The sequence below is a fragment of the Arsenophonus sp. aPb genome, assembly GCF_029873475.1.
Classification (GTDB): Bacteria; Pseudomonadota; Gammaproteobacteria; order Enterobacterales; family Enterobacteriaceae; genus Arsenophonus.
This window is the reverse complement of sequence record NZ_CP123499.1, coordinates 2607962-2624968: the sequence shown is the minus strand read 5'-3', so window position 1 is coordinate 2624968 and position 17007 is coordinate 2607962. Positions and strand designations below refer to the sequence as shown.

Annotated in this window: 15 protein-coding genes and 1 pseudogene; 12 read left to right on the top strand and 4 right to left on the bottom strand. The window is 39.0% G+C overall.

The features are described 5' to 3' along the window. Window positions 1-46: 46 nt before the first annotated feature. From QE177_RS11685 to deoD, 5 genes and pseudogenes are all read left to right on the top strand, one after another. A pseudogene (locus tag QE177_RS11685) lies at window positions 47-451 on the top strand (TatD family hydrolase); the annotation flags it as partial. 262 nt (window positions 452-713) lie between these two features. Next, window positions 714-2000, top strand: coding sequence for a NupC/NupG family nucleoside CNT transporter (locus tag QE177_RS11680; RefSeq protein WP_280549834.1), 1287 nt, complete (start codon window positions 714-716; stop codon window positions 1998-2000). 72 nt (window positions 2001-2072) lie between these two features. Then, window positions 2073-2852, top strand: coding sequence for a deoxyribose-phosphate aldolase (deoC, locus tag QE177_RS11675; protein ID WP_280549832.1), 780 nt, complete (start codon window positions 2073-2075; stop codon window positions 2850-2852). 236 nt (window positions 2853-3088) lie between these two features. Further along, window positions 3089-4312, top strand: coding sequence for a phosphopentomutase (deoB, locus tag QE177_RS11670; protein WP_280549830.1), 1224 nt, complete (start codon window positions 3089-3091; stop codon window positions 4310-4312). Between the two features lie 65 nt (window positions 4313-4377). Continuing rightward, window positions 4378-5091: a purine-nucleoside phosphorylase gene (deoD, locus tag QE177_RS11665; protein ID WP_280549828.1), complete on the top strand. Its 714-nt coding sequence runs from the start codon at window positions 4378-4380 to the stop codon at window positions 5089-5091. Between the two features lie 57 nt (window positions 5092-5148). On the opposite strand, the gene QE177_RS11660 is transcribed toward deoD, so the two are convergent. After that, a complete protein-coding gene (locus tag QE177_RS11660; RefSeq protein ID WP_280549826.1) occupies window positions 5149-5790 on the bottom strand; it encodes an AhpA/YtjB family protein in 642 nt (213 codons plus the stop codon). Window positions 5791-5910: 120 nt separating this feature from the next. Here QE177_RS11660 and serB point away from each other — a divergent pair, with 120 nt between their 5' ends. Genes serB through nadR form a run of 3 tightly spaced genes read left to right on the top strand, consistent with a single transcriptional unit; the run spans window position 5911 to window position 9563 of the window. Next, on the top strand, window positions 5911-6888 hold the full coding sequence (serB, locus tag QE177_RS11655; protein ID WP_280549824.1) for a phosphoserine phosphatase: 978 nt from the start codon (window positions 5911-5913) through the stop codon (window positions 6886-6888). 33 nt (window positions 6889-6921) lie between these two features. Continuing rightward, window positions 6922-8304, top strand: coding sequence for a DNA repair protein RadA (radA, locus tag QE177_RS11650; RefSeq protein ID WP_280549822.1), 1383 nt, complete (start codon window positions 6922-6924; stop codon window positions 8302-8304). 11 nt (window positions 8305-8315) lie between these two features. Continuing rightward, window positions 8316-9563, top strand: a complete 1248-nt coding sequence (gene nadR / locus QE177_RS11645) for a multifunctional transcriptional regulator/nicotinamide-nucleotide adenylyltransferase/ribosylnicotinamide kinase NadR (protein ID WP_280549820.1) — start codon at window positions 8316-8318, stop codon at window positions 9561-9563. 43 nt (window positions 9564-9606) lie between these two features. Here the strand turns inward: nadR and ettA are convergent, their stop codons facing one another. After that, on the bottom strand, window positions 9607-11274 hold the full coding sequence (ettA, locus tag QE177_RS11640; RefSeq protein ID WP_280549818.1) for an energy-dependent translational throttle protein EttA: 1668 nt from the start codon (window positions 11272-11274) through the stop codon (window positions 9607-9609). A 438-nt stretch (window positions 11275-11712) separates the two neighbouring features. Here ettA and sltY point away from each other — a divergent pair, with 438 nt between their 5' ends. Together sltY and trpR are read left to right on the top strand one after the other, a co-directional pair. After that, window positions 11713-13632: a murein transglycosylase gene (sltY, locus tag QE177_RS11635; RefSeq protein WP_280549816.1), complete on the top strand. Its 1920-nt coding sequence runs from the start codon at window positions 11713-11715 to the stop codon at window positions 13630-13632. 70 nt (window positions 13633-13702) lie between these two features. Beyond that, the gene (gene trpR, locus QE177_RS11630) at window positions 13703-14026 is read left to right on the top strand and encodes a trp operon repressor (RefSeq protein WP_280552280.1); all 324 of its coding nucleotides are present in this window, start codon (window positions 13703-13705) and stop codon (window positions 14024-14026) included. Between the two features lie 72 nt (window positions 14027-14098). On the opposite strand, the gene yjjX is transcribed toward trpR, so the two are convergent. Next, entirely contained in the window at window positions 14099-14638 is a 540-nt protein-coding gene (gene yjjX, locus QE177_RS11625; protein WP_280549814.1) for an inosine/xanthosine triphosphatase, read from the bottom strand. Window positions 14639-14689: 51 nt separating this feature from the next. Between yjjX and gpmB the strand changes: the two genes are divergently transcribed. Next, complete coding sequence (gene gpmB, locus QE177_RS11620) at window positions 14690-15337, top strand: 2,3-diphosphoglycerate-dependent phosphoglycerate mutase GpmB (RefSeq protein WP_280549813.1); 648 nt, start codon at window positions 14690-14692, stop codon at window positions 15335-15337. A gap of 83 nt (window positions 15338-15420) precedes the next feature. On the opposite strand, the gene robA is transcribed toward gpmB, so the two are convergent. Beyond that, window positions 15421-16338: an MDR efflux pump AcrAB transcriptional activator RobA gene (gene robA / locus QE177_RS11615; RefSeq protein WP_280549811.1), complete on the bottom strand. Its 918-nt coding sequence runs from the start codon at window positions 16336-16338 to the stop codon at window positions 15421-15423. Between the two features lie 164 nt (window positions 16339-16502). Between robA and creA the strand changes: the two genes are divergently transcribed. Next, a complete protein-coding gene (gene creA / locus QE177_RS11610) occupies window positions 16503-16976 on the top strand; it encodes a protein CreA (protein WP_280549809.1) in 474 nt (157 codons plus the stop codon). Window positions 16977-17007 lie beyond the last annotated feature (31 nt).

Genomic DNA, 17007 nt, shown 5'->3' with positions numbered 1-17007 from the left:
TTACAAATCGATCTTATCAAACAGACTCTTTTAATGCGACAGAACCGTTATTCTTCATTCGCGCAAAAGTCATGATCACTTAGCTGCTTTATTAAGACGATTTGATGTGCCGAAAAAGGGAGTTATTCATGGATTTTCGGGCAGTTTATCGCAAGCAAATGCTTTTATCCGGTTAGGCTATTTTATCGGTATTGGTGGTGTAATCACCTATGAGAGAGCTAAGAAAACCAGGGCGGTAGTTGCGCAATTGCCGCTAAGGTCATTAGTACTTGAAACTGATGCGCCTGATATGCCATTAGCCGGATTTCAGGGGCAGATTAATCGTCCGGAAAGAATACATTTGGTTTTTGAAGCATTATGTAACCTTCGGCAAGAGTCAACAGAGGAAATTGCAAGGCAACTTTATAATAATAGTTTGCAACTATTTAATATCAAAAAAAGGCAGACATAATATGAATTAATTAATCATACCAATAAATTATTTAATTATAATTATGTGTCTATTTAGATAATTTTTGCTTGCAATATCGCTTTTCGTAAGTGATATGTGTCGCAAAATTTATTTTTTCGTGATTTTTCGTTATGATTATTTGTGATACGGACTGCAAGTTATTAATGCGAAATCGTTATAATGTCTGCGCATTAAACTGACAGTTTATTCTTTAAACAATAGAAATTTTTCATTTGAAATAAAATACACAGGGATATTATTCATGCAACTCATTATGAGCCTGCTAGGGATGGTAGTATTGATTTTTATCGCTATCATTTTTTCCAGTAACCGTCGAGCAATTAAATTCCGCACCGTATTTGGTGCTTTTATTATTCAAATGACAATGGGAGCATTTGTTCTCTATGTTCCAGCTGGCCGCCGTACTTTGGAAACTGTATCTGATGCAGTCTCTAATGTGATTGGTTATGGACAAGTTGGCATGGATTTTATCTTTGGTGGTTTGGTCTCCAATAAAATGTTTGAACTGTTTGGCGGTAGTGGTTTTATTTTTGCCTTACGGGTTTTACCGGTCATTGTTTTCTTCTCCTCATTAATCGCTGTCCTTTATTATCTTGGTATTATGCAGTTCTTTATCAAAATATTAGGTGGACTTTTGCAATGGATATTAGGTACCTCACGCACCGAGTCGTTATCGGCAACCGCTAATATTTTTGTCGGCCATACAGAGGCGCCATTAGTTGTCAGACCCTATATTGCCACAATGACTAACTCTGAACTATTTGCTGTTATGTGTGGTGGATTAGCTTCTGTTGCTGGCTCAGTATTGGCCGGCTATGCGCAAATGGGGGTGCCAATGGAATATCTAATCGCAGCATCTTTTATGGCAGCACCTGGCGGATTGTTATTTGCCAAATTAATGGTACCGGAAACAGAGAAAACCCATGATGCAGTCAATATGGTCACTGTGGCGACTGGCGAAGAGCGGCCAGTTAACATTATTGATGCCGCCGCCGCCGGAGCCTCTTCCGGTATGCAACTTGCTTTAAATGTCGGTGCGATGTTGCTGGCATTTGTTGCATTGATAGCTTTGCTTAATGGCATTTTGGCGGTGATTGGTGGTTGGATCTATATACCAGGCTTATCATTAGAATTGATCTTAGGCTGGATCTTTGCGCCAATAGCCTATTTGATTGGTATACCCTGGCATGAAGCGACGATTGCCGGTTCATTTATCGGGCAAAAATTAGTGGTTAATGAATTTGTTGCTTATATGAACTTTGGCGAATACTTAAAACCTGATAGCGAGGTGATTGCCGCAGGTAAGCAAGTACTTTCTGAGCATACTAAAGCAATAATCTCTTTTGCATTATGTGGGTTTGCTAATTTGGCTTCAGTTGCCATATTACTGGGTGGTTTAGGCGGAATTGCACCAAATCGGCGTAAAGATGTTGCTCGCTTGGGTTTGAAAGCAGTATTAGCCGGTTCATTATCTAATTTGATGAGTGCCACTATTGCTGGCTTCTTTTTATCGTTAGCGGCAATGTAACCTAATAAGATTGATATATTAAACGGTTGTTTAAACACTGAAGCAACAATGTCATTAGTTTTAGAGAATTATATGATGGAATTAAAACTTGCTGCGCAACGCGCATTAAATTTGATGGATTTAACGCTGCTAAATGATGACGATACTGATGAAAAAGTGAAGATATTGTGCCATCAAGCAAAAACCGCCCGAGGAAATACAGCTGCGATATGTATTTATCCTCGCTTTATTCCATTGGCACGTAAGATTTTAACTGAACAAAACACCCCGAATATTCGAATTGCAACAGTAACTAATTTTCCATTTGGCGGACAGGATGTCGCGATCGCAGTGACTGAAACACAAGCAGCTATTGCCCATGGAGCAGATGAAGTTGATGTTGTTTTTCCTTATCGAGCTTTAATAGCCGGTAATAAGCAAATTGGTTTTGAACTGGTTAAAGCGTGTAAAGAAATTTGCCGAACGAGCGGTGTTTTACTGAAAGTTATTATTGAAGCTGGTGAATTAAAGCAGGCAGCTCTTATTCGTCAAGCTACAGAAATTGCTATTACTGCTGGCGCTGATTTTGTTAAGACTTCAACGGGTAAGGTAGCGATAAATGCTACCTTAGAGAATGTTGAAATTATGCTTAAGGTTATTCGAGATATAGGGGTTGCTAACCAGGTGGGTTGTAAGGTGGCAGGTGGCGTTCGCACAGTAGAGGACGCGGCTCAATATCTAGCATTAGCCGATCGCATCATGGGAAAGGAGTGGACGGATATTCGTCATTTTCGTTTTGGTGCATCAAGCTTATTGGCTAGTTTATTAAATACATTAGGATGCCAAATAGATAATTTTGCTGGCGACTATTAATTTATTGATCTTTTTATGCCGTATTTCAGTAATTATTGGCTGGCAAAAAAAACGAAAGTATCTATTTTTATAATCTAAGAAAATGATCGCTAATAAAGCAGTTTTTAAATACTAGCATCGATTAATATTTTGTATTTATTAGTGCTAGTGAATAGTTATTATGAATTCGGATTATGGAATGCGTTATTTTTTATTTAATAATGAATTAATTGAATTTGAACTAACCAAGGGTAGTTATGAAACGTGTATTCATTATGGTTCTTGATTCTTTTGGTATCGGCGCTACACCTGACGCTGATAGATTTGGCGATGCTGGTGCGAATACGTTAGGGCATATTGCGACCGCTTGTGCGCAAGGGAAGGCTGATAAGGGTCGTAAAGGTAAACTCTATTTGCCTAATTTAACACGTTTAGGGTTAGGAAAAGCCGCTGAGGGATCATCAGGAACATTTCCAATCGGCCTGGATGAAGATGCTAAGATTATCGGTGCTTATGGCTATGCAAGTGAGTTATCTTCTGGCAAAGATACTCCATCAGGTCATTGGGAGATTGCGGGAGTACCGGTTTTATTTGAATGGGGATATTTTGCTCAGGAAAAAAATAGTTTTCCACAACAATTATTGGATAAGCTAGTTGCAGCGGCCAATCTGCCTGGTTATCTGGGAAATTGTCACTCTTCTGGTACGGTGATCTTGGATCAATTAGGTGAAGAGCACATGAAAACAGGCAAACCTATTTTCTATACTTCAGCCGATTCAGTGTTTCAGATAGCCTGCCATGAAGAGACTTTTGGCGTTAAAAACCTTTACCAGCTTTGTGAGTTAGCGAGAAAGACGCTAGATGATGGCGCTTATAATATCGGGCGGGTGATTGCTCGTCCTTTTATCGGCAATAAAGCGGGCTGTTTTGAGCGTACAGGTAACCGACGAGATTATTCCGTTGAGCCACCCGCACCAACGGTCTTGAAAAAACTGGTGGAAGAAAAAGCTGGTGAGGTAATTTCAATTGGCAAAATTGCCGATATTTATGCCAATGTAGGCATTACTAAGCAAGTAAAAGCGACAGGTATTGAAGCACTCTTTGCTGCAAGCCTTGAGGAGATCAAAAAAGCGGCTGACAATACCATCGTATTTACTAATTTTGTTGATTTCGATTCCTCATATGGTCATCGTCGTGATGTTGCAGGTTATGCGGCGGGACTTGAGTTATTTGATCGCCGATTACCTGAAATGTTGGAATTAATTGAAAATAATGATGTTTTGATTATTACCGCTGATCATGGTTGTGACCCAACTTGGCCGGGTACTGATCACACGCGAGAAAATATTCCTATTTTAATTTATGGTCCGAAAATAAAGCCTGGTGCATTAGGTCATCGACAGACCTTTGCTGATATTGGTCAAACCATTGCACAATATTTTGGTTTGTCGCCAATGGCATATGGCAAAACGTTATTTTAAGTATGATGGGAAATATCCGTTCATATTCCCAATATTATCGATAAGAAATTAAAGGAAATTTATTTATGGCTACCTCACATATTAATGCTGAGATGGGCGATTTTGCTGATGTTGTTTTGATGCCTGGCGATCCATTACGTGCCAAACATATTGCAGAAAAATTTTTGACTGACAGCCGCCAGGTAAATGATGTTCGTGGTATGTTAGGTTTTACTGGTAATTACCAAGGCCGAAGAATTTCTGTGATGGGGCATGGAATGGGCATCCCCTCTTGTTCAATTTACATGACAGAGTTAATTACTGACTTTGGTGTTAAAACGATAATACGAGTTGGTTCCTGTGGGGCGATTAGCCCTAAAGTAAAATTACGCGATATTATTATTGGCCTAGGCGCATGCACCGATTCTAAAGTTAATCGACTAAAATTTGATGATAATGATTTTGCTGCTATTGCTGATTATGACTTGGTACATAATGCTGTTAGCGCGGCTAAAACAAAGAATATTAATGTTAGGATAGGTAATATTTTTTCTACAGATCTGTTTTATTCACCTCAAATGCAAGTATTTGATACGATGGAAAAATATGGCATTTTGGGTGTGGAAATGGAAGCCGCTGGTATGTATAGCATAGCGGCGGAGTATGGTGTGAAAGCACTAACTATTTGTACGGTTTCTGATCATATTCGTCTTGGTGAAAAGACAACTTCGGCAGAACGACAAACGACATTTAATGAGATGGTTGAAATTGCATTAGAATCAATATTATTACTGGATTAAAAAATAGATCATTAAATTTAAATCAAGTAAGAAAGCAGATTTTAATCTGCTTTCTTTTTAGCAATTTTTATTTTTTTGCTGATCGCGACTATTGCTTGTTGATAAAAATGGTAATTTTGGCCAATCTATTGGCATCGATCTTGATAAGATATTAGCCAGAATAAAACCGATAGTGAGTGCTAGCAATAACATAATCTTTAATAAATTAGCCATATTATCTATTTGTTTAGATCCTATACTGAATTGATGAGTATCGATGGTTAAACGTAAAAAACCTTTTGGCTTTTCTGTATCAAAGATTGGAACAACCAATTGATAGTTTACATAGTTGTGGCATGGGGGTTGATTAAGAGATAACCGCTCTCGTAAAGCAACCTTTTCACCCGCATGCTGAATTTGGGTACCATCATTAAGATAAACGCTTGCATCAAGAATATGTTCATTAATGGTTAATTGATTAAGAATGGCAAGGATCTGTTCATTATTAAAATTCTTACCATCACTTTGAATATAATTGGATAAGCTAAAAGCGACTTGTTCAGCAAGTGTAGCCGCTAGTTCTTTAAACTGCTCGATTCTGATTTGCTGATGTGAACGACTAAAATAGGTAGCTCCTTGGATTAGAATAACCAGTAAGGAGAAGCAAATTAAAATGATAACTGTTTTATGTAATCGAAACTTTAATTTCGTTTTAATCATAATCGGCTCTTTTAAACTTAGTTCATTATCATATTGCCAGAGGTTGAGATGATAGGGTAGTTTAAAAAGTTATTTTTTTGTTTGCTAATTGTCACAATTAGATTACGGGAGTATTAATTGATGTCGACCAGTTTAACCTATTGTTATTTGCCTAATGAGATCCAAAAGTGGCCTGGATTACCACTTTCATTGAGTGGTGAAGAAATTATGCCATTGGATTATCGGGCTGGTGATAGTGGTTGGTTGCTTTATGGGCGAGGGCTTAATAAACAACGTATTAGTCACTTTCAACGGCGCTCTGGTAATGCCATTGTCATTGTTTCTTCTTGGCGTATTGATGATTATCAAGTCGTTCGTATTGCAGGTAGCTTAACTGCAAAAATAAAGAAAATAGCTGAAGAGTGTAGTCTAGATGTTGTACCGCTGGGGAATATTCCTCGTTTACGTGCGCCAGGACTGTTGGTGATGGATATGGATTCAACAGCAATTCAAATTGAATGTATTGATGAAATTGCTCGTTTGGCCGGAGTTGGCAAGCAGGTTGCTGAAATTACTGAACGCGCCATGCTAGGGGAAATTGATTTTAATGAAAGTCTTAGAGACCGAGTAAAATTACTTGCTGGCACCGACATCAAAATTTTGCAAAATGTATTAGCGCATATGCCACTGACACCAGGCTTAACGAGTCTTGTCCGTAAATTGCAGGCGTTTGATTGGCATGTTGTTATTGTTTCAGGTGGATTTAATTTTTTTACTAATTATTTAAAGGAAAAATTAAAATTAACCGCAGCGGTGGCCAACAAACTAGAAATTAAAGATAACAAATTGACCGGTAAAGTGAATGGCAATATCGTGGATGCAAAAGTTAAAGCCCAAACCTTGATAAAATTAGCCAGACAATTCTCTATTCCAATCGAGCAAACCGTTGCTATTGGTGATGGCGCCAACGATGTAAAAATGATCCGTAAGGCGGGGCTGGGTATTGCTTATCATGCGAAACCTAAAGTACAGGCCAGAGCAAAAGTAGCGATTCAACATGCTGATTTGATGGGGGTACTTTGTGTGTTAAGTGGTGGTTTAAAGCATGAAGAACGTTAATTATTAGAACAATAAATAAGAGAGGCAATCGCGGTGGCAAAAGCAGTAAAAAGAGCATTTGTCTGTAACGAATGTGGTGCAGATTATCCGCGTTGGCAAGGCCAGTGCATCGCTTGTCATACTTGGAATACAATCACAGAGGTAAGGTTAGCTGCCAGTACTTCCTCACGAGCAGAACGCTTTAATGGTTATGCCGGGGGTGCTGTGGGTAATAAAGTACAGAAATTGTCTGCTATTAGTTTAGAAGCATTGCCACGTTTTTCTACTGATTTTAAAGAATTTGATCGCGTACTAGGTGGTGGGGTGGTACCGGGTAGTGCAATCTTAATTGGTGGTAATCCTGGTGCAGGTAAAAGTACATTGCTGCTGCAAACTATGTGTCGGCTTTCATCACAAATGAAAACTTTATACGTCACCGGTGAGGAGTCTTTACAGCAGGTGGCGATGCGAGCTCACCGATTAGGGTTACCGTCCGATAATCTTAATATATTGTCTGAAACCAGTATTGAGCAAATATGTTTGATAGCAGAGCAGGAACAGCCAAAATTGATGGTGATTGATTCTATTCAAGTCATGCATATGGCAGATATACAATCATCTCCGGGTAGTGTGGCACAAGTGCGAGAAACTGCCGCATATCTCACCCGATTTGCTAAAACACGAGGGATCGCCATTATCATGGTAGGGCATGTGACTAAAGATGGTTCTTTGGCCGGCCCAAAAGTGCTTGAACACTGTATTGACTGTTCAATAATGCTCGACGGTGAAGCAGACTCACGATTTCGTACTTTAAGAAGTCATAAAAACCGATTTGGTGCGGTTAATGAACTGGGTGTATTTGCCATGACGGAAAAAGGGTTAAAAGAAGTGAATAATCCTTCCGCTATTTTTCTTAGTCGGGCAGAAGAGATCACTTCGGGCAGTTCGGTGATGGTGGTTTGGGAAGGAACACGCCCATTGCTGGTGGAAATTCAGGCATTAGTGGATTATTCAATGTTAGCTAATCCACGGCGGGTTGCTGTCGGCTTAGAACAAAATAGATTAGCAATTTTGCTGGCTATTTTGCATCGGCATGGTGGATTACAGATGTCGGATCAAGATGTTTTTGTTAATGTTGTTGGTGGAGTTAAAGTAACGGAAACGAGTGCCGATCTTGCGTTGCTGTTTTCTTTAGTATCAAGTTTCCGTAATCGTCCACTGCCGCGTGATGTTGTGGTTTTTGGTGAAGTCGGTTTGGCTGGTGAAATCCGTCCAGTACCGAGTGGCCAAGAGCGGATCATTGAGGCAGCAAAACATGGTTTTAAACGCGCGATTGTCCCTTATGCGAATGTACCCAAAAAACCATTACCTAATATGCAGTTATTTGGGGTGAAAAAACTGTCAGAGGCATTAACGGTTATGGAAGACTTTGATTAACCGGAGAGGCGATGAAACAGTTTGATTATTTGAAACAGGCAATTAAGCAGACGGGTTGTACTCTACAACAGATTGCTACCGCTTGCGGCATGACTAAAGGTTATTTAAGCCAATTAATTAATGATAAAATTAACAATCCTAGCGCGCGAAAAATTGCCGCCTTACATCGTTTTTTAAATATTGAATATCCATTAAAGCCTAAACGGATTGGCATAGTATTTGGTAAGTTTTACCCCTTACATACTGGCCATATTTATTTGATACAACGCGCATGTAGTCAAGTCGATGAATTATATGTCATTCTTTGTCATGATGAACCACGTGATCGAGCGCTTTTTATTGACAGTTCTATGTCACAGCAACCGACAGTAAGCGATCGGCTAAGGTGGTTATTACAAACTTTCAAATACCAAAAAAATATTTATATCCATTCCTTTGATGAGCAAGACATCGAGCCATACCCACATGGCTGGCAAGTATGGAGCGAAGGAATGAAGAAATTTTTAATGGCAAAAAATATTCAACCACAATTTATTTATTCAGGTGAAGTGGATGATATTGCGCATTATAAAAAATATCTTGGTGCAGAAGTGGTACTTATTGATCCTGAGCGCACATTTATGAATATTAGTGGTCATCAAATTAGGCAAGCGCCATTTCGGTATTGGGAATATATTCCAACAGAAGTAAAACCTTTTTTTGTCCGTAAGGTAGCCATATTAGGAGGTGAGTCGAGTGGTAAATCGACTTTAGTTAACAAGCTGGCAAATATTTTTAATACCACCAGTGCCTGGGAATATGGTCGTGATTATGTTTTCTCTCATTTAGGTGGCGATGAGATGGCGTTACAATATTCTGACTATGACAAGATCGCATTGGGTCATGCAAAGTATATTGATTTTGCCGTTAAATATGCCAATAAAGTCGCGTTTATCGATACTGATTTCATTACCACCCAAGCTTTTTGTAAACGATATGAGGGGAAACCACATCCTTTTGTGCAAGCATTGATAGATGAATACCGTTTTGATCTGGTTATTCTACTAGAAAATAATACCCCATGGGTGGCTGATGGATTACGTAGTTTAGGGAGTGATGAGGAACGCAAAACATTTCAAAATTTATTGATTGAACTACTGGTTGAAAATAAAGTGCAGTTTGTGGTGGTTGATTCGCCTAATTATGATGAGCGATTTTTACGTTGTATTGAGCTGGTTCAGCAATTACTTATGCTGGATGAAAAATCTCCAAGACTTTAAATGATAAGGCTCGCTTTAGCAAGCCTTATGCTATTAGGATTATTTATTTGCTCATCTTTTTATATTTGATGCGATGAGGTTCTAGCGCATCAGCGCCCAATGTCCGTTTTTTATAATCTTCATATTCGCTAAAATTACCTTCAAAGAAAGTGACTTTTCCTTCATCCTGATAATCAATAATATGAGTAGCAATTCGGTCAAGAAACCAGCGATCGTGGGAAATAACTAATGCACTGCCAGGAAATTCCAGTAATGCATTTTCTAACGCGCGTAATGTTTCGACATCCAAATCGTTGGTTGGCTCATCCAGCAGCAGCATATTCCCACCAACCTGGAGTAGTTTTGCCAAGTGTAAACGGCCACGTTCACCACCAGAAAGTTCGCCAACGCGCTTACCCTGATCAACACCTTTGAAATTAAAACGCCCGACGTAGGCTCTACTTGGAATTTCAAAATTACCGATGCGCATAATATCTTGCCCACCGGATACCTCTTCCCACACCGTTTTGTTATTGTCCATCGAGTCGCGGAATTGCTCAACCGAGGCAACTTTAACGGTTTCACCCAAAGTGATGGTGCCAGAGTCAGGCTGTTCTTGACCTGAAATCATCCGAAAAAGGGTTGATTTTCCTGCACCATTTGGACCGATAATACCTACGATAGCCCCTTTAGGGATTGAGAAACTGAGGTTATCAATTAAAATTCGATCACCATAAGATTTACTGAGATTTTCAACCGTTAAAACTTTGTCGCCAAGACGCGGTCCTGGCGGAATGAAGAGCTCACTGGTTTCATTACGCTTTTGATAGTCAACACTGTTTAACTCTTCAAAACGGGCTAAACGGGCTTTTCCTTTTGCCTGGCGACCTTTAGGATTTTGTCGGATCCACTCAAGTTCTTTTTCGATCGATTTGCGGCGAGCTGCTTCGCTGGAAGCCTCTTGTGCTAGGCGAGTCTCTTTTTGTTCCAACCAAGATGAATAATTACCTTCCCATGGAATACCCTCTCCTCGATCAAGTTCCAGGATCCAACCGGCAACGTTATCTAGGAAGTAACGATCGTGAGTGATAGCAACTACGGTGCCTTCGTAATCATGTAAAAACCGTTCTAACCAGGCAACGGATTCTGCATCCAAATGGTTAGTTGGCTCATCAAGTAATAGCATATCGGGTTTTTCCAGCAGTAGCCGACAAATAGCTACTCGACGTCGCTCTCCACCGGAAAGTTGTTCTATTTTTGTCTCCCAGGCAGGTAAGCGCAATGCATCGGCGGCACGCTCCAACTGATTATCCAAATTATGACCATCATGTGATTGCAAAATGGCTTCTAACTGTCCCTGTTCTTTGGCCAATTTATCAAAGTCAGCATCAGGTTCAGCGTAGGCAGCATAAACTTCATCAAGGCGAGTAAGGGCATTTTTTATTTCACTAACTGCCTCTTCGACTGCTTCACGTACGGTATGATTAGGGTTAAGTTTTGGTTCCTGAGAAAGATAGCCAATTTTGATCCCTGGGTTAGGGCGTGCTTCACCTTCAATTTCAGTATCGATGCCAGCCATAATGCGAAGTAAGGTTGATTTACCCGCTCCATTAAGGCCTAGAACGCCAATTTTGGCACCTGGGAAGAAACTTAGAGAGATATTTTTTAAAATATGCCTTTTCGGTGGGACAATTTTTCCCACTCGATGCATGGAATAGACGAACTGTGCCAATTTATTCTACCTTTTTGCTTATTGAATAATTTTAGATATCAACGTGTTGCTTATCTCATTTGAAGAAATATATTCAGGCATTTGGTTAAATTCTGCCTAAATTGCGATTAATAATATTAATAAGATCTTAATCAAGATTTATTTCTGATTTTTAGCATAAAGTTTTGTTAAAATAAATGATTACCTTATCCATATTGTATTAAGCCATTTAATTGAGCAAGTAGGTTGCTGAGTGCATATTATACACGATCCTATTTACTATCATTAGTAGTTTAGTTTTTAGCTAGGATATTAATTGTCAAAGGTACTGACAATCATTTTGCCATTCTATGGAATTGTATTTTTATGATCTATTTTTAATTATCTCAGTGATTATATCTGTTTTTGATAATAATATTTCTATATAGATATTGTTATCTTAAACAGGAGTGAACAGCGATGTCGAAAAAATGGTGGCAAGAGATAATATTGCTGATGATACTCTGGTTACCTTTCCATGCTCTGGGGGACTCATTAACCGCTCAACGTGAGCGTTATCAGGCAATTAAACAAGCCTGGGATGCTAATGATAACCAGCGAATTGCAAGCTTGATGCCAACATTAACAGAATATCCGCTTTATCCCTATTTAGAATATCGGCGATTGACACAAGATCTTAATACAATATCGATAGCACAAGTTAATGATTTTATTAAACAATATCCTTATTTTCCTCTCAATCAAAAGTTATCTACCCTTTTTGTCAATCAGCTTGCCAAGCGTAGCGAATGGCATAGCCTGCTAGCTTTTAGCCCGACACCGCCGAGACCAGTTATTGCACGCTGTAATTATTACTATGCCAAATGGCAAATAGGTAATAAGCAAGCGGCGTGGCAGGGAGCGAAACAGATTTGGTTGCACGGTTATTCACTACCCAAAGCGTGCGATCAACTTTTTACCCTTTGGCAACAAGCGGGTCAATTAACCACTGAATTGATTTTGCAACGTATTTTTTTAGCTATTAAAAACAATGATACTGCTCTGATCACCAGCTTAGTCAATCGTTTACCCGCTAAGGATCAAATTATCGGTCAACGCTTGGCTAAATTACAGCAAGATCCCTCTTTAGTCGTGGAATTCGCTAGTAAGGTCAAGCCATCGGAGTTTAATCGACAAGTAATATTAGTGATCTTTAGCCGTTTTGCGCGTCAATCGGTAGAAAAAGCCAAGCTAGCGATCCCAATGATTACGCAAGCACAGAAAATGAACCATATACAACGACAGCAATTGAAAGAGGATATCGCCTGGCAATTATTCGGTGATGTGACGGTACCACAAGCGAAGTGGCGCGATGATGTTATTCAACATTCATCCTCCATTTCTTTGCGTGAACGAAGGGTGCGTATAGCGTTAGCAAGCAACGATATGCACTCACTTGCGCAATGGTTAAAACGTTTACCGAAAGAGAGTAGAAATAAGGAAGAGTGGCAATATTGGCAGGCGATCGCCTTAATCGCTCAAGGCAAACATAACCAAGGTAAAAAGATATTATTTAATTTGGTCAAGCGACGCGGATTTTATTCCATGGTTGCGGCACAAAAATTAAACATTCCGTATCCTATTAATATTGCACTTGCCACTAAACCTGAAGAAGATATCGATTCATTGCCTGAAGTGCAGCGAATTGGCGAATTGTTGTTTTGGCAAAAGGAAAATTTAGCGCGGACTGAATGGATCAATCTGCTTATCAGGCAGAAAAAAAACCGCCAACAGCAACTAGCACGCTATGCATTTGAACATCGGTGGGCTGATTTGAGTGTACAAGCGACAATTATTGCCAAACTATGGGATCATTTAACAGAACGTTTTCCTATTGCCTGGGAACAAGAATTTGAGCGCTACACAAAAGATAAAAAAATTGATAAAAGTTTTGCCATGGCGATTGCCAGACAAGAAAGTGGTTGGAATCCACAAGTGCGTTCTGCGGCGGGTGCGATAGGTTTGATGCAATTAATGCCACAGACAGCACAACAAGTGGCTAAATCTAAAGGCATTGTAGATTATACCGATAGTAGTAAATTGATTGATCCAGCAAAAAATATTGAGCTTGGAACCGCATATTTAGAGACCGTTTTTGAGCAATTTAGTTTTAATCGGGTATTAGCTTGTGCAGCTTATAATGCAGGTCCTGCCAGGGTGACACGTTGGTTGGCCGTAAGCGACGGAAAATTAAATGCTATCGCTTTTATTGAAACTATTCCATTTTCTGAAACCCGACGTTATGTTAAAAATGTACTAGTCTACAATCTTTTTTATCAGCATTTTCTTGGCAAAACAGTTAAACTGTTGACAGAAGGTGAATGGCTGATGAACTATTAGTGCTATTTGTATCCATCACCGAGCCATTTATGTTATGCTATTGTACTAGTTAAATAGTATGGCGGTATATATTATGGAAAGCTATCTTATTGATCCAGCCCTTCAATCTGAAGAAAATAGTGATTGGCAACGCTTTGTCGAATTATTGCGCAGTGCTTTTCAACATGAGTTACAACAACCCATTTTACAATTATTTTTAACCCCAGATGAACGTTTGGCGCTCGGGACAAGAGTGCGGATTATCCAGGCATTAATGGAAGGAGAAATGAGTCAGCGGGAGCTTAAAAGTGAGTTAGGTGTCGGGATTGCAACCATCACGCGAGGTTCTAATAGTTTGAAGAGTGCGACTAACGAGGTAAAAGTTTGGTTGGAACAGCAGTTACTCAAGCCATAAAAAATGTTTTATTAATTGCCTAAATATACATCTTTAGCCAATCTTTATACGATTTAGTAAAGATGACATGACTTAGTCGTCATGCATCATATTAAGTTCTTTATAAATTTCATGTTGGATAGGTGCTAATGCTAAAATAAGTGCTTGCTGGTAAACACTGGTACGGCTGAGTAAACCATTGGTAAAAAAACCAATTGCCCCTTCGTTATGTTTAATATTAGCCATACCAGTGATACTCGCCATTACATCGCCTAACTCGCTGCCTTGCTGGATGTTAAACAGAATTTGCTCAGGCAACATAATACTAGCAGAACGCGATTCACCTCGAATTTGTTTATGCTCAATACTAATCCAGGCAAAAGTCATTTCATCTTCAATGCCAGCTTCTATACCGACCCAAAAATCTGCTTCAGGTCGGACTTGGCGTGAGGCCATAACGCGCTGGCGTGCACCTGTGCGGGTTTCTGTATTACCAATTGGTTGCTTGGCTACGTCACTACTCACATTGATGCTCTCGATTTTATAATTGCTTGTACCAAAAACTGCTTCGAATGCTAAATGAATAGCGTTTATTTTGGCCGGATTTGCGGTTGCTGCGATTACTTTATACATTAATTAGTATCCTCTAGAATATTATTATGTGCAGTATAACGGAAAATTATTATGTTACAGGTCTATCTTGTTCGCCACGGAGAAACTGAATGGAACGTGGCTCGGCGTATTCAAGGACAATCGGACAGCCCACTCACTGAAGTTGGTATTAGACAAGCTAAATTGGTTGCTGAAAAAGTTAAATCAATTGGTATCACTCATATTATATCCAGCGACTTAGGGCGTACCCAGAAAACGGCAGAAATTATCGCGCAAGCTTGCCATTGTAACATTATTCTTGAGCCGCAGTTAAGGGAATTGAACATGGGAATACTTGAGGGGAGGGCAATTAGTTCGTTAAGTGATGAAGAAGAGCGTTGGCGTCGTAGTTTGGTTAATGGAGCTCACGGGGCACGTATTCCCGATGGAGAATCTATGGGAGAGATAACTAAACGCATGTTTACTGCTCTAGAGGAGTGTCGTTCTTTGCCAGCGGGAAGTCTACCTTTATTGGTTAGTCATGGGATAGGGTTAGGTGCGCTTCTTAATCGCATACTAGGTGTGCCGACTTACGCTGAAAGACGTTTACGTTTACGTAATTGTTCTATTTCAAAGGTAGATTTTCAGAAAACGCCTTGGTTAGCGAATGGTTGGGTAGTAGAAACCGCGGGGGATATATCTCATTTAGTTGAACCAGCATTAGATGAACAGCAAATTTAACGTTGATAATAATTAAATAATGTAAGAATAATCTTGCCAAGGGAAAAATTCCCTTGGATTTGGTCAACTAGCAACTATTATAATCAATTAGTTTTCAGTGGAGGGAGAGGTGTTTTTTTAATCGGCACAAAATAATCAAATGCGACCATATGGTTTTCTGGATTATCGTAGTTACATTCAGGGTTATTAGGATCTTTAAGAAGATAATGTTCTATATCGTGTCCAGCGCGTCGGGTTAGATTGAGATTAGGCATATAAACACCATAAATCATATACAAAAACTGTTGTAGATCGCTTTTAGTTGGTTTTCCTTCATAAGTAAAGCGGGCATAATCACCGCCTTCGATGATAATTGAATGGTATAAATTATTTTTATTATCAGCATATTGTGGTTCGACTGCCGTGATATATAAAACAGTTTGTTCATCGTCCTTTTCTGAGCTATGTACGACCCGATGTAATCCATAAACTTCATTAGGTATATTTTTTGCTTTATCTTGATAATATTGCCAGAAATGTTTGCGCATTTCGGCACATGCAGTAGACCACTCTTCTAATATATATGAACAAGTTTGTTCTATTCCCATTAAATGTTTGGGTTCCAGTGTGACAAAGGAGACATTAGGTAATTTTTGTTCTTCTAAAGTAATTGGTGGTTGCATACCTGTAGCACACCAATCTTCATTACGACGATAGAGAGCCGGTGTAATGCCAAATTGTTTTTTAAACGCACGGGTAAAGGTTTGCTGTGAATCAAAACGGTATTGCAGTGCAATATCAAGAATTGGCCGACTAGTCAGCCTAAGAGCAACAGCTGCACGGGAAAGTCGGCGAGCACGTATATAAGAGCCAATCGCTTGCTGAGTAATGTTTTTAAACATCCGCTGTAAATGCCATTTTGAATAACCTGCTTTAGCCGCGACGTTATCAAGAAATAGCGGTTGATCTAGATGCGTGTCGATCCAATATAGTAAATCGCGGATAATATTGTTTTGATCCATAGAAGTACCTGGTTTAAATAATCATCTATAAATAGTATAAAGACTTTATAATAAACATCCATTTAATACTAAGTTGCTTTATATGGCTATTTTATTATTTTTATAGATATTAATAATGTAAAAATAATTTTATTATTAAATGAGTATTAAGGAAAATTAATATCATGCGAGATTTATCAAAATTACTATCTATTTTAATAATATTTTTTCTACCGAATACAGTATATGCAGAAGAAATCGGTTCTGTTGATACTGTATTTAAGCTTTTTGGTCCTGATAATAAAATTGTTATTGAAGCATTTGACGATCCGGATATTAACAATATAACTTGTTATCTAAGTCGAGCAAAAACAGGCGGTATTAAAGGAGGTCTTGGCCTGGCGGAAGATACTGCTGATTCGGCAATTTCTTGTCAGCAAGTTGGGCCAATAATTATAGATGACAAAATTAAATTAAATAATAAAAAGGGGCAAGTTGTTTTCCAAAAACGTACTTCATTGATTTTCAAAAAACTACAAGTAGTACGTTTTTACGATAAGCAACGGAATGCACTTATTTATTTAACTTATTCAGACAAAATAATTGATGGCTCGCCTAAAAATGCGATTAGTGCCGTGCCAATTATGCCATGGCATTAATATATATATCAAAACCCCGATCTAAATAAAA

What these genes read in the sequence shown, in the direction of transcription:
- QE177_RS11680 (WP_280549834.1), top strand. Translation starts at nt 714, where the DNA reads ATGCAACTCATTATGAGCCTGCTAGGGATGGTAGTATTGATTTTTATC.
- deoC (WP_280549832.1), top strand. Translation starts at nt 2,073, where the DNA reads ATGATGGAATTAAAACTTGCTGCGCAACGCGCATTAAATTTGATGGAT.
- deoB (WP_280549830.1), top strand. Translation starts at nt 3,089, where the DNA reads ATGAAACGTGTATTCATTATGGTTCTTGATTCTTTTGGTATCGGCGCT.
- deoD (WP_280549828.1), top strand. Translation starts at nt 4,378, where the DNA reads ATGGCTACCTCACATATTAATGCTGAGATGGGCGATTTTGCTGATGTT.
- QE177_RS11660 (WP_280549826.1), bottom strand. Translation starts at nt 5,790, where the DNA reads ATGATTAAAACGAAATTAAAGTTTCGATTACATAAAACAGTTATCATT.
- serB (WP_280549824.1), top strand. Translation starts at nt 5,911, where the DNA reads ATGTCGACCAGTTTAACCTATTGTTATTTGCCTAATGAGATCCAAAAG.
- nadR (WP_280549820.1), top strand. Translation starts at nt 8,316, where the DNA reads ATGAAACAGTTTGATTATTTGAAACAGGCAATTAAGCAGACGGGTTGT.
- sltY (WP_280549816.1), top strand. Translation starts at nt 11,713, where the DNA reads ATGTCGAAAAAATGGTGGCAAGAGATAATATTGCTGATGATACTCTGG.
- yjjX (WP_280549814.1), bottom strand. Translation starts at nt 14,638, where the DNA reads ATGTATAAAGTAATCGCAGCAACCGCAAATCCGGCCAAAATAAACGCT.
- gpmB (WP_280549813.1), top strand. Translation starts at nt 14,690, where the DNA reads ATGTTACAGGTCTATCTTGTTCGCCACGGAGAAACTGAATGGAACGTG.
- robA (WP_280549811.1), bottom strand. Translation starts at nt 16,338, where the DNA reads ATGGATCAAAACAATATTATCCGCGATTTACTATATTGGATCGACACG.
- creA (WP_280549809.1), top strand. Translation starts at nt 16,503, where the DNA reads ATGCGAGATTTATCAAAATTACTATCTATTTTAATAATATTTTTTCTA.